This is a genomic window from Variovorax sp. HJSM1_2, assembly GCF_049316285.1.
In the GTDB taxonomy this organism is placed as follows: Bacteria; Pseudomonadota; Gammaproteobacteria; order Burkholderiales; family Burkholderiaceae_C; genus Rhodoferax_B.
In genome coordinates this window covers 118,004-130,038 of record NZ_JBMOXA010000001.1, presented here as the reverse complement: position 1 = coordinate 130,038, position 12,035 = coordinate 118,004, and the positions used below count along the sequence as shown (strand labels likewise).

Genomic DNA, 12,035 nt, shown 5'->3' with positions numbered 1-12,035 from the left:
ATGGGCCAGAAACTCAAAATTGCAGGATGGGTCACCGCAGGTGCGCTGGCTGGAGCCCTGACAACAGTGTCACTGCAAACAGTGGCACGCAGTTCCATGGCTCCTTTGCCGCTGGAGGAGTTGCAGCAGCTGGCTGCGGTCTTCGGCATGGTCAAGACCGATTACGTGGAGCCCGTCGATGAGAAAAAACTCATCAGCGACGCCATCTCGGGCATGGTCGCGGGACTGGATCCTCACTCCCAATACTTCGACAAGAAGTCTTTCAAGGAATTCCGCGAAGGCACGACCGGGCGCTTTGTGGGTGTGGGCATTGAAATCACCCAGGAAGATGGCCTGGTGAAAATCGTGTCGCCGATTGAAGGCTCACCGGCTTTCCGCGCTGGACTCAAGCCCAACGACCTGATCACCAAGATCGACGACACCGCCGTCAAAGGCCTGTCGCTGAACGAAGCCGTGAAAAAGATGCGCGGCGAACCCAATACCAAGGTCGACCTGACCATCTTCCGCAAGGACGAGAGCCGCAGCTTCCCGGTCAGCATCGTGCGCGAGGAGATCCGCACCCACTCGGTGCGCGGCAAGGTGGTGGAACCCGGTTACGGCTGGATTCGCCTGACACAGTTCCAAGACCGCACGGTGGACGATTTCGCCACCAAGATCATGGAGATCTACAAACAAGAGCCCAACCTCAAGGGTTTGGTGCTTGATTTGCGCAACGACCCCGGTGGCTTGCTGGATGCGGCCGTGGCCATTTCCTCTGCCTTCCTGCCCGAAAACGTGACCGTGGTGTCGACCAACGGCCAGTTGGCAGACTCCAAGTTCACCTACAAAGCAGCGCCCGAGTATTACCTGCGCCGCGGCGGCAGCGACCCCTTGGCCCAATTGCCAGCGGCGTTGAAGTCGGTGCCATTGGTGGTACTGGTGAACGAAGGCTCGGCTTCTGCCAGCGAAATCGTGGCCGGCGCTTTGCAGGACTACAAGCGCGGCATCATCATGGGCAGCCAGACCTTCGGCAAGGGTTCGGTGCAGACCGTGCGTCCGCTGGGCCCCGATACCGGGCTGAAGATCACCACCGCACGTTACTACACGCCGACCGGCCGCTCCATCCAGGCCAAGGGCATCGTGCCCGATGTGATGGTGGACGAAACCGCCGAAGGCAGCCCGTTTGCCGCCCTGCGCATGCGTGAAGCCGATCTGGACAAACACTTGAACAGCGGCCAAGGCGAAGAGAAAAAAGACGAAGCGCGCGAAAAAGCCCGCGAGGAAGCACGCAAGCTTTTGGAAGAAGAAGCCAAGAAGCCCGTCACAGAACGCAAGCCACCCGAGTTTGGCACCGACAAAGACTTCCAACTCGCCCAAGCCATCAACAAGCTCAAGGGCCAGCCGGTGTTGATCAGCAAAACCTTGGTCGAGCGCAAGGAAGAGAAGAAGGAAAACTGATTCCGCTCTGGGCCGCCATCGGCAAAAGCCGTGACAACGGGCCTAGGTCTGTTTCACGGCTTTTTCTATGATGCCTCGAGCTTGAAATGACACCCCATGGAAGACCAACAACTGCTGCGCTATTCGCGCCACATCCTGCTCGACGAAATTGGCATTGAAGGCCAGGAACGTTTGCTGGCCGCGCATGCGCTGGTCATCGGGGCCGGCGGCTTGGGTTCCCCTGCCACACTCTATCTGGCGACCGCAGGCTTTGGCCGCATCACGGTGGTTGACCACGATACCGTGGACCTGACCAATCTGCAGCGGCAAATTGCCCACACCATGGCACGCATAGACACGCCCAAGGCCGAGTCGATACAGCAGGCGGTTGAGGCCATCAACCCCGAGGTGACGCTCACCCCAGTCACCGAGCGTGCCGATGCCGCACTGCTCGACGCGCTGCTGCCCTCAGCAGACGTGGTGCTCGACTGCAGCGACAACTTCGCCACCCGCCACGCCGTCAACGCGGCCTGTGTGCGCCACGGCGTGCCGCTGGTGTCGGGCGCGGCGATTCGTTTTGACGGACAGGTTAGTGTATTCGACCCGCGTGACGACGCGATGCCGTGTTACGCCTGCGTATTCCCGCCGCAGGCCGACTTTGAGGAAACCCGTTGCGCCACCATGGGGGTGCTGGCGCCGCTGGTGGGCATCATCGGCGCCATGCAGGCGGCCGAGGCGATCAAGCTGGTAGCGGGTGGCAGCGCGCAAAGCGCCGGCCCCTCACTGGCAGGGCGACTGCAAATGCTAGACGCGCGCCGCATGGAGTGGAGTGAAATGTATGTGCCGCGTGACCCGGCATGCCCGGTGTGCCAGCGGCGCAAGACGCACTCTGCATAAAGCGACACGCCGCATGGCAGCCCGAACCGGGCGCAACAAGCTTGTGCCAGGGTTTTGCGTGCTGCGGGGCCACAGCATTCGCAACATTCGCCCCCTGCCATCGAGCCGCAGTTGGCGCGGCGGGCCATCGGCCTCGGGGAGCACCCATAAGGTGTCGCCATCAATGACATGGCTCACCACCCCACGCCGGGAGACTTGTTCTTCTAAGGATTTTTGGCCCTTTGTGCAGCCTGGGTAAGCGCAGCACGCTATCAATCAAGAAGCAAGCTACACCACCACCCGCCATCAAGGAGGCGCAGCTGGTGCCACCGGCCAGGCGTGGCAGCAGGCATCAAAACATCCATTCGACGATGACAGGCTCGCCGGCCGCAACCGGAGTTGCCGTCTCTGGCCGAGGGCGCATCGCCACCCGCTTTAACGCCGAAGCGAAAACTGTAGCAACTGCGCTAGCATCGGACAGTTATGCGCACCAATACCATTCGCCGCCTTTTCCCCTTTCTCAACTGGCCCCGCCCGACCCGCGCATTGATGACCGGCGAAATCTGGGCCGGCATTACCGTCGGCATGATGGTGATTCCGCAAGGCGTGGCCTACGCCGCCCTGGCGGGCATGCCACTGATCACCGGGATGTATGCCTCGTTGTTGCCCTTGCTGGTGGCGGTGATGTGGAGTTCATCGGCACGTCTGTCGGTCGGCCCCACCGCCCTTTCGGCACTGTTGATAGGCACGTCTCTGGCCGGACAGGCCGCTCCCGGCAGCCCCGAGTGGGTGGCCTTGGCGGTGTGGCTGGCCTTCTTGTCGGGCTTGCTGCAATTCGGTTTGGGGCTGGGCAAATTCGGCTGGTTGTTGAACCTAGTCAGCAGTCCGGTGCTCACGGGTTTTACGCAGGCCGCTGCGATTCTGATTCTGCTGTCGCAACTACCGGGGCTGATAGGTGTTTCATCCCTGACCAACAGCAGCGCCCTGCTGCAGCCGAATCTGTGGGAAGCGGGCTTTGGCCTGGCGGGTTTGGCGGTGTTGATTTTGGGCAAGCGCTGGTTCCCGCGCTTTCCCACCCTCATGGCACTGGTGGTCGTCAGCGCCTTGCTCAGTGCGGGTGTGGGCTTTGCCAGCCACGGCGGCAAGGTCGTTGGCAGCTTGCCCCAAGGCTTGCCCAGCTTCTACTGGCCGGGCTGGCTAAGTTGGGAGCAATTCACTCATCTCGCCCTCCCCACACTGGTGATCACACTCATCAGCTTCCTGGAAACAGCCTCAAGCGCCAAGATAGACAACCAGAAAGCCGGCACCCGCTGGAACGAAAACCAGGACCTGATTGGGCAAGGCCTGGGCAAACTGGCCTCCGGATTCAGCGGCGCATTTGCCACGAGTTCATCGTTTTCGCGCTCGGCCATCACGCTTTACGCCGGCGCCAAGACCCAGTGGAGCGCGGTGGTTGCGTTTCTGCTGGTACTGGTGGTGCTGCTGTGGCTCACGCCCGGGCTTTACCACGTTCCGCAATCGATTCTGTCGGCGGTGGTGGTGGTGGCCGTGCTCAGCCTGATACAACCCAAGGTGTTCCTGCAGTTGTGGCGCATCTCGCGGGTCGAGGGTGCGATTGCACTCACCACCTTCGGCCTGACCTTGCTGACCGCTCCGCGGCTTTATTGGGGCGTGCTGGCGGGCCTGTTGCTGAGCTTGAGCCACTTCCTGATGCAGCGCCTGCACCCACGCATCATTGAAGTTGGTCTGCACCCGGACGGCAGCCTGCGTGACCGCCATCTGTGGAGCCTGCCGCCACTGGCCCCGCATCTGTATGCCTTGCGCATGGACGCCGCGCTCGACTTTGCGTCAGCACGCAGTTTCGAACGCAATGTCGCTGAAGCACTGGATGCAGCACCCGGCACCCAACACGTTTGCCTGTTTGCCCAGCCCATCAACCGCATCGATGCCACCGGCACGGAAGTCTTTGGCCAGTTGTGCACACTGCTGGCATCGCGCAACATCACGCTGCACATCAGCGGCATGAAGCTGCCGGTGGAAAAGGTGTTGCGACGCGCCAAGCTGCTGCCAGCGCAAGGATCCAAACAAACGCTGATTCGCCTGTACCGCACCGATGCCGAGGCCATCGCGGCGTTGCAGTTTCACCCAGAAGACTTCTCCATTTGAGTTTTTGCAGACACCCACCAGGCCTTTGTTCGCCTGTTAGATTTATCAGGACCATATGGGGTACTACGTATTGATCATCGGCACCACACTTCAGCGCCAATTCGCCAGTTGAGGTGCCCAGAATCAGCACATGCTGCTAGAATTTCCATATCAATTTCACCTACAACGCCGTGTCCCAACCGGAAACTTCATCGACCATCGATCTTCGCGATCTGCGTCTGGACGAAGTGCGCGCGTTGCTCCACTCTTGTGGCGCTGAAGGTTCTAGCCTTGCGCCAGAAACCGACCCCACCGGCTACCTGCAGCAACTCATTGACCAGTTGTGCGACCTGTCGTTGAAAGACCCGCTGACCGGCTTGTATAACCGGCGTTATTTCGACGCCGAGCTTGAGGCCGAGATCGACCGGGTAGCGCGCTCTGGCGAAGCCGCGCTGCTGTTGATGCTTGACATTGACCACTTCAAGAGCGTGAATGACACCTATGGACATAACGCGGGTGACCAAGTCTTGCAAGCCGTGGCTAAAACGCTGCAAAGTTGTGTCCGCCCGATGGACACCTTGGCGCGTTTTGGTGGAGAAGAATTTGCGGTGGTGCTGCCGGCATGTATGCCGACGTTTGGGCGCACCGTGGCCGAGCGGATCCGCCGGGCGATTGAAGCCACGCCGATTCAGATCTCGCCAAATGTCGATTTACGCGTCACCATCAGTGTGGGTGGCGCATTTGCACAGCAATGGATTCGATCTACCACTTCATTGTGGATAGAACGTGCCGATCAACAACTGTATGTTGCCAAATCTGCGGGGCGCAACCAGCTTTCCCTGGAAACCCAAGCCGATAGCACCGTCAGCGCCGAAGAAAAGAGTCTGTTGTTTGGCCACATGGCATCAGGCGAGCCGGCCTGGATAGAAATGACAGCCGCAGCCGCCGTTGGTGGCTCGGTACAGAGGTAATTTAATGATCGATGCGTTGAAGTCCCCGCCCGCGTCACCCGTTTTGGGTGCGACGGTGCTGGCCGTCACCAGTGGTAAGGGGGGCGTCGGAAAGACGTTCACCTCCGCCAACCTGGCCGCGGCATTGGCAAAGCGCGGCCATAACGTGCTGGTGCTGGATGCTGACCTGGGGCTTGCCAATCTGGACGTGGTGCTGAACCTGCACCCCAAAGTTACGCTGCACGATGTTTTCACTGGCCGCGCCTCGATTGATGAGGCCATTGTCAAGTCCAGCGGTGGTTTTTCCGTGCTGTTGGCCGGCTCCGGCATGGTCGAATATTCGCGTCTCACGCCTGAAGTGCGTGAGGAGTTCATGCATGTGCTGCGTGGCCTGGTGCCGCGTTACGACGTGGTGATCCTGGATACCGGCGCGGGCATCTCCGACGTGGTGCTGTTTGCCATTTCGCTCGCCTCTGAAGTTTTGGTTGTGGCCACACCCGAGCCCACCTCGTTGACCGACGCCTACGCCGCCATCAAGGTACTGGCCACCCAGCAGAAGCGCCAGCATGTACGCATGATCATCAACCAGACCGCCCGCCCCGGCGACGGTCGCGCCATTACCACGCAGTTGCAGCAGGTGCTGGACCGCTTCATGCCCGCCGGCAATGGCCGCTCCGTGCGTTTGATCCATGTGGGCGACGTTCCGTCCGACCCCGCCGTGCGCGAAGCCGTGATGCGCCGCCAATTGCTGATGACCAGCATGCCCGGTTGTTCTGCCGCTCTGGCGGTGGCCGAGTTGGCGCGCAAGCTGGACGAATCCATCATTTCCCCGCAGCAGGAAGGCGCACCGCGCAACACCCCGGCAAGCTGAAAAGGCTCCACCCGGAGCCTTTTTTCATGCGCCAACCCGGCTGGGCCAGCCCGCATAAGCCGCGTCTTCGTTCGGCAACCCCGCCTAACCCGGCGGCCGCTGGCCGGCCGGCTGCCTTTCTTGAGCGTCCGAGCCGTCGTCCAGCGGCTCACCAAAAAACACGACCTTGTTACGCCCGGCCTGCTTGGCCTGGTACATCGCCTGGTCGGCGTGCCGCGCCAGCAAAGCGCCATCGACGCCGTTTTCCGGGTAGATGGCAGCGCCGATACTCGATGAAATATGCACCGCGTGACGCCCTTCCAGCTCGAACACCTGGTTGAGCGCCGCCCGGATCTTCTCCGCCACAGCGCGCGCGTCGTGTTTGTCCTGCACGGCCCCCAGCAGCACCACGAATTCGTCTCCCCCGATACGGGCCACCGTGTCGGACACCCGCACACTGGCCAACATGCGCGCGGCAATCATCTTCAGCAAGACATCACCCATGGCGTGGCCAAAGGTGTCATTCACCGGCTTGAACTTGTCGAGGTCGATGTACAACAAGGCCAGGCGCGAGCGGCCACGGAAAGCCTGGTTGATCGACTGGCGCAGCCGGTCTTCAAACAGCGCACGGTTGGGCAGCCCGGTCAGCACATCGTGCTGCGCCATGTGGGCCATGCGGTCTTCCACCAGTTTGCGTGCGCTGATGTCGCGCACCACACCAACCACACAGGCATGGCCTTTGAAGTTGGCCGTTTTGGCCGACATGATGCCCACCATAGACTGGCCGTTCTGGCGTGTGATGGTGGTCTCCAGGTTGTCGCAATGGCCGGTGGAATGCAGCACGGTCAGAAAGTGCTGGCGGTCCTCCGGGTTGCGCCACATCGGCAGGCTCGCCAACGACTGGCCCACAACTTCATCCCGTGTGTAGCCGGTCATGGTCACAAAACCGGGGTTGATGTCTATGATCTTGTCATCCATCTGCCGGCTGATGATGATGCCGTCGGGGCTGGTTTCGAACACCAGCTCAAACCGCTCTTTGGCCTCACGCAGATCAGAGGTCATCTCACGCGCCAAGCTCAGCGCACGCGAGCGATCGGTGACCAGCAGCCAGGTCAGCCACGCCAGCAACAAGCTCAGAATGACGCCGCTGCGGGCAATCAGCGAAGAATGGTCGCGCGCGGCCAATTCCCCCACGGGTGGCGCCATACGCATGGCAAACGTCCAGGTACGTCCGGCCACGGGCAGGTATTCGACGACGTCTGTGGGCAGCAGCGCCACATCATCGGACTGGTGGCGCGCGCCATACATCAGGCTTGCACTCGAGAGCTCGATGCCATCAAACACCCGCACTTCCAGGCCCGTAGTGGGCAGGTCGTCCAGGCTGGCCATCCATTCGTCCACGGCAATCGCCGCCAACACCCAACCTTCCAGGCTGCGGCGCCTGTCGTCCACCGAACCTACGGGCGCGCCACTGCGGTACACCGGCAAGGTCAGCAAAAAACCGGCTTTTTTGTCTGGCCCGCCATCCATCAGGCGCGGCAACCGGCGGGTGATCACCGGCGTACCGCTGTCGCGGGACTGCAGCAAGGCCTCGACACGCTCCGGGTCGTCGCTTAAATCGGTGCCCAAAGCCAGGCCTTGGCCCGAACGCACCGGCACAAACTCCGCCACAGGCACGGCATAGGCGCGTTTGGCTGGGGTTGCGGCGCTGGCCTGCGGCGGTGTCACCAGAGGTGCCCAGCCCAAGCCCTGCAGGCCCGGAAACTCAGCGCCCAACCGCTGGCTGGCAATGTAATGACGCAAAGCTTCACGGCTGACCGGCCCGGGTGTCGCCGCATACAAGCCCCCCACGCCCACCAGCACTTGGGTGTAGGCCGCCACGCGCTGCTCTATGCGGCCGAGAAAGGCCCGCACATGCAGATCAACCTGCACCCGCGCGTCCAGCACGGCATTACGCCGCTCATGCAGCCAAAGCCCATAAGTCGTCCCCAGCGACGCCACAAACACCAGCAGCACAGCCCCATAGTGCCGGATCCGCGAGGAACGCCGGGACCGACTGGAATGCGCCGCGGTAAGGGGAAGGCTCAAAAATTCACCATCTTTCTGGCAAGTTCGGGAGGAAAGTATTTCTCGAAAATGCGCAGAATTGTCCCGTCTTGGCGCAGGCTGTCAATCAGCGCCCGCCAATGCTCCTGTTCCTGCGGCGACAGAGATTTCTTGGACATGCTCAAACCATGCAGCACGGCGGGGTCACCGGTTTCAATGATGTCGGCCACTGCAGCGATCGCCTGACTCTGGACTTCCAGCGTGTCGAACGGCTCGATGATCATGCCGTGGATCCGGCCCAGCGCCAGCACGCCGAACAGCGGCTCCAACTCGGTGGCATAACTGATACGACCACCGGCAGTGAGCTGGTCTACCCAGGCGTTGGTCAAAGGCCCGTAGCGAAAGCCGCGAATCAACCCGAGTTGCAAATCCGGCTTCGCCTTGAAGCCGGCCATGTCTTTGACCCCGGCATCCTTGCGCACCAGCAAATAGTATTTATTGGAAAAGTACCAGGCAAAGCTGGCGTATTTGTCGCGCTCGGCAGTGGCAATGCCAGACAACGTGAAGTCCATGGTGCCGGCCTCCAACTGGCGCCAAATACGCGCCCGCGGCATCACGGTGGTCAAAATGGTGCAGCCGCTGCGTGCAGCCATGGCATCCACCACATCTTTGTCTATGCCAGCATCGGTGCGGGCCGAATACAGCGAGCCATGCACATGCAAACCCAGCGTGTAAGGGCGTGTGCACTCAGGGCCTGCATGGGCCAGGCCGCAGACACTCCAGACGCACAAGCCGCCCATCACGCCCAACACAAGTCTGACCCGGTGGAAGAACGTAGTCCGTTTCCAGGCGTGCATCAGATCGGCCATAAGTTCAGCACATCCACTCAAAAGGGGCCAAGCTTAGTGGAAAGCCATGGCCATGGGGAGTCTTCATGCGACAGTCAGGCCACTTCGGGGCACGCGCCTACATCCGCGTCCGAAACCCTGAACCGGCAGCAGCGCCAGCCGGTCTCTCAGACCCGACCGATGATGGAGGCGGTGGCCATCAGTTCTTCCAGCAAGGCCAGCGAAACCTTGCCCGACACCGCATACGGGTCAAGCTCCGGGCGCTCGGAATACTTCAGCAGTATGGAATGGTTGAGCTTTTGCAGGTTGACCTGGCCCATGGTCCAACCGCCAAAACGCCGCTCCGAAATTTCTTCGTAGTGCAGCAAGGCCACGTCGTGGTGGCGCACATCTTTCTGGATGTGGCCATACAGCTCGCTCACCGCCATGCGCCCGCCTTCAATGGCCTGCAGGAAGATGCCGCCGCCGTAGCAAAGAATGCCGGTGATGCCGCAGGTCGGGTTGTACTGGCGCGACTGGGTGAGGATGGACTCAATAGCGGCCGGACTGCTGTCCACCGCACGACTGGCATAGAGCAAGCGAACCAACATGGCAATTACCCCCTTTGCGGAATCAGCGACAAGAACTCACGGCGCAGGCTAGGGTCTTTGAGAAACACGCCGCGCATGACCGAATTGATCATTTTGCTGTCCATGTCTTTCACGCCGCGCCAGGCCATGCAGTAGTGGGTGGCTTCCATCACCAGCGCCATGCCATCGGGCTGGGTCTTCTCCATGATGAGGTCGGCCAGTTGCACCACCGCCTCTTCCTGGATTTGCGGCCGGCCCATCACCCATTCGGCCAGGCGTGCGTATTTTGACAAACCGATGACGTTGGTATGTTCATTCGGCAACACACCTATCCAGATGCGGCCAATCACCGGGCAAAAGTGGTGCGAGCAGGCGCTGCGCACGGTGATAGGGCCGACGATCATCAACTCGTTCAAGTGCTCGGCATTGGGAAATTCGGTGATGGTGGGCACGGGCACGTAACGGCCACGGAACACCTCGTTCACATACATCTTGGCAACGCGACGCGCGGTGTTGTTGGTGTTGTGGTCGTTGGCGGTGTCTATCACCATGCTGTCGAGCACACCCTGCATCTTCACCGTGACTTCGTCGAGCATGGCGCCCAACTCACCGGGTTCGATGAATTCGGAGATGTTGTCGTTGGCATTGAAGCGCTTGCGTGCGGCCTGCAGACGCTCGCGGATCTTGACGGAGACCGGTGTGCCTTCGTCTACGGGATGTTCAGGCGGGGCGGCAGCAGGCATGTCGAGTGGCTGATTCATTTGCATCGACGGATATTACCAGCGAAAGCTTTTCTGGTCCGCCCAAGGCCTTTAAACCATTTTGCTCGCTAGCGCTTGCCCCATAAGCGCAAGCAGCTAGCAATTTAGAAGCAGGACAGGAAGAACACTCTGTCCTGCAAGCGGCATCAATAACCGACGGTGAAACGCTTGCGCGAATGCCGCGGCGTCTCCAGTTCGTCGGCGAAAGCAATGGCGTAGTCTTCCATGGACACATGACTCTGGCCGTTGACATCAAACAGCATCTGGTCGCCGCCGACACGGAACTTGCCGGTGCGCTCACCCGGATTGAACTCGGCCGAGGGCGATCCAAAGGTCCAGTCAATGTCTTTCTCGGCGTACAGCGCTTGCAGGAACACACGGCCCGCACTGGCTTCGGCTTTGTAGGCGTCGGGGAATTGCGGCGTGTCCAGCGCCGCCAAGCCAGGCGCAACCTCCAGGCTACCCGCGCCACCCACCACCATCAGGCGCGGCACACCGGCCTGCTTGGCGGCCGCCAGCAAAGTAGCGGCATCGCTGCCGCCAGCAAAACGCGTGCTGCTGATCAACACGTCATGGCCCTGAATCAGCGGCACCAGGGCGGCGGCCGACGTGGCGTCTGCCGCCTTCAGCGTGAGGCCGGCTTGGGGCGCGGCGCCATCTACCTTGCGCGCGATACCGGTGACGGTGTGGCCGCGGCTCAGCAGTTCAGCAGCGATGCGAGAGCCGGCACGGCCGGTGATACCCAGAATGACGATCTTGCTCATAGGTGTTTCCTTCAGGTTAAAAAGACTCAAACGGTTCAAGTTGCACAAAAATCGGGACCACAGGCCTGTGGCTCAGCCCCGGAGGGCTTGGCGCTGGAGGCGCCGCCGGCCAGCCGCTGCAACTCGACTTGCCAGCCGTCTGCACGCCCCAGCCACGGGCCGATGTCGAGCACGCGCGCCGTGCCATCGGGCAGCGCCAGCACAAACGTCGGAAAGCCCTGCCCGCCCACCTGCGCCAACAGGCGGCGGCTGTCGGCAAAGTGCTGCTGCGTGGCGGCGCCTTCACTTTGCGCATAGGCCGTGCGGAAGGCCTGGGCGTCCAGCCCCAAGCCGGTGGCTACGCGCACCAGCACCTCAGGCTCGGCAATGCGCAGGCCGTCCACATAATGCGCATGCTGCACCGCATGCGCCATGTCCAGGCCACGCCCGGCCAAGGCTTCTGCAGCCAGTACCGCAGTGGTCGGCGGCGCCGAGTCCATGACGGCCTGAGTGTCACGCAGCAGACCGTTGAAATAAGCCTCGCCAAACGGCTGCCCCGTGAGTTGCGCAATGCGCCGATCGTGCGGCATCACATAGTCGCGCCATTGGGAGGTGATGGCACGGCGATTGGCGCCCGCCAGCATGCCGCCGCCGTGAAACGCCACGGCCAAGCCTGTCACTTCGCGAGCCGCGTCGACCAGGGGTGCGGCCGCATAACACCAACCGCAAAGCGGGTCGAAGATGTAGTGCAGCGTGGCATGGGGGGCCACATCGGTGGTCACATCGGTCATGGTTTTAATCTCCGAAAAATCAACAGTGGCAGCGCTTTTT

Annotated in this window: 11 protein-coding genes; 5 read left to right on the top strand and 6 right to left on the bottom strand. The window is 61.4% G+C overall.

The features are described 5' to 3' along the window. The 5 genes from ACFQ95_RS00610 (at position 1) to ACFQ95_RS00590 (ending at position 6,258) form a co-directional block, all read left to right on the top strand. Positions 1 to 1,437: a S41 family peptidase gene (locus tag ACFQ95_RS00610; RefSeq protein ID WP_422828844.1), complete on the top strand. Its 1,437-nt coding sequence runs from the start codon at positions 1 to 3 to the stop codon at positions 1,435 to 1,437. Between the two features lie 96 nt (positions 1,438 to 1,533). Then, the gene (locus ACFQ95_RS00605; RefSeq protein WP_422828843.1) at positions 1,534 to 2,313 is read left to right on the top strand and encodes a HesA/MoeB/ThiF family protein; all 780 of its coding nucleotides are present in this window, start codon (positions 1,534 to 1,536) and stop codon (positions 2,311 to 2,313) included. 462 nt (positions 2,314 to 2,775) lie between these two features. Next, positions 2,776 to 4,458 (top strand): SulP family inorganic anion transporter, encoded by a 1,683-nt coding sequence (locus ACFQ95_RS00600; RefSeq protein ID WP_422828842.1) that lies wholly within the window; start codon positions 2,776 to 2,778, stop codon positions 4,456 to 4,458. A 170-nt stretch (positions 4,459 to 4,628) separates the two neighbouring features. Then, positions 4,629 to 5,408: a GGDEF domain-containing protein gene (locus ACFQ95_RS00595; protein ID WP_422828841.1), complete on the top strand. Its 780-nt coding sequence runs from the start codon at positions 4,629 to 4,631 to the stop codon at positions 5,406 to 5,408. 4 nt (positions 5,409 to 5,412) lie between these two features. Continuing rightward, positions 5,413 to 6,258: a MinD/ParA family protein gene (locus ACFQ95_RS00590; protein ID WP_422828840.1), complete on the top strand. Its 846-nt coding sequence runs from the start codon at positions 5,413 to 5,415 to the stop codon at positions 6,256 to 6,258. Positions 6,259 to 6,342: 84 nt separating this feature from the next. On the opposite strand, the gene ACFQ95_RS00585 is transcribed toward ACFQ95_RS00590, so the two are convergent. The 6 genes from ACFQ95_RS00585 to ACFQ95_RS00560 form a co-directional block, all read right to left on the bottom strand. Continuing rightward, positions 6,343 to 8,325 carry a diguanylate cyclase domain-containing protein gene (locus ACFQ95_RS00585; protein WP_422828839.1) on the bottom strand — a complete coding sequence of 661 codons (1,983 nt, stop codon included), beginning with the start codon at positions 8,323 to 8,325 and terminating at the stop codon, positions 6,343 to 6,345. Beyond that, positions 8,322 to 9,083, bottom strand: coding sequence for a substrate-binding periplasmic protein (locus tag ACFQ95_RS00580; protein WP_422829220.1), 762 nt, complete (start codon positions 9,081 to 9,083; stop codon positions 8,322 to 8,324). Before ACFQ95_RS00580 ends, ACFQ95_RS00585 begins: the two co-directional genes overlap by 4 nt. A gap of 215 nt (positions 9,084 to 9,298) precedes the next feature. Beyond that, complete coding sequence (locus tag ACFQ95_RS00575; RefSeq protein ID WP_422828838.1) at positions 9,299 to 9,721, bottom strand: BLUF domain-containing protein; 423 nt, start codon at positions 9,719 to 9,721, stop codon at positions 9,299 to 9,301. Between the two features lie 5 nt (positions 9,722 to 9,726). After that, on the bottom strand, positions 9,727 to 10,461 hold the full coding sequence (folE, locus tag ACFQ95_RS00570) for a GTP cyclohydrolase I (RefSeq protein ID WP_422828837.1): 735 nt from the start codon (positions 10,459 to 10,461) through the stop codon (positions 9,727 to 9,729). Between the two features lie 146 nt (positions 10,462 to 10,607). Then, on the bottom strand, positions 10,608 to 11,225 hold the full coding sequence (locus ACFQ95_RS00565) for an NAD(P)-dependent oxidoreductase (RefSeq protein WP_422828836.1): 618 nt from the start codon (positions 11,223 to 11,225) through the stop codon (positions 10,608 to 10,610). 35 nt (positions 11,226 to 11,260) lie between these two features. Further along, positions 11,261 to 11,995, bottom strand: a complete 735-nt coding sequence (locus ACFQ95_RS00560; protein WP_422828835.1) for a DsbA family protein — start codon at positions 11,993 to 11,995, stop codon at positions 11,261 to 11,263. Between the last annotated feature and the right edge of the window lie 40 nt (positions 11,996 to 12,035).

Bases quoted from the DNA above. Each gene is read 5' to 3' on its own strand.
- ACFQ95_RS00610 (WP_422828844.1), top strand. From the start codon at position 1: ATGGGCCAGAAACTCAAAATTGCAGGATGGGTCACCGCAGGTGCGCTG.
- ACFQ95_RS00605 (WP_422828843.1), top strand. From the start codon at position 1,534: ATGGAAGACCAACAACTGCTGCGCTATTCGCGCCACATCCTGCTCGAC.
- ACFQ95_RS00600 (WP_422828842.1), top strand. From the start codon at position 2,776: ATGCGCACCAATACCATTCGCCGCCTTTTCCCCTTTCTCAACTGGCCC.
- ACFQ95_RS00590 (WP_422828840.1), top strand. From the start codon at position 5,413: ATGATCGATGCGTTGAAGTCCCCGCCCGCGTCACCCGTTTTGGGTGCG.
- ACFQ95_RS00580 (WP_422829220.1), bottom strand. From the start codon at position 9,083: ATGGGCGGCTTGTGCGTCTGGAGTGTCTGCGGCCTGGCCCATGCAGGC.
- ACFQ95_RS00575 (WP_422828838.1), bottom strand. From the start codon at position 9,721: ATGTTGGTTCGCTTGCTCTATGCCAGTCGTGCGGTGGACAGCAGTCCG.
- folE (WP_422828837.1), bottom strand. From the start codon at position 10,461: ATGAATCAGCCACTCGACATGCCTGCTGCCGCCCCGCCTGAACATCCC.
- ACFQ95_RS00565 (WP_422828836.1), bottom strand. From the start codon at position 11,225: ATGAGCAAGATCGTCATTCTGGGTATCACCGGCCGTGCCGGCTCTCGC.
- ACFQ95_RS00560 (WP_422828835.1), bottom strand. From the start codon at position 11,995: ATGACCGATGTGACCACCGATGTGGCCCCCCATGCCACGCTGCACTAC.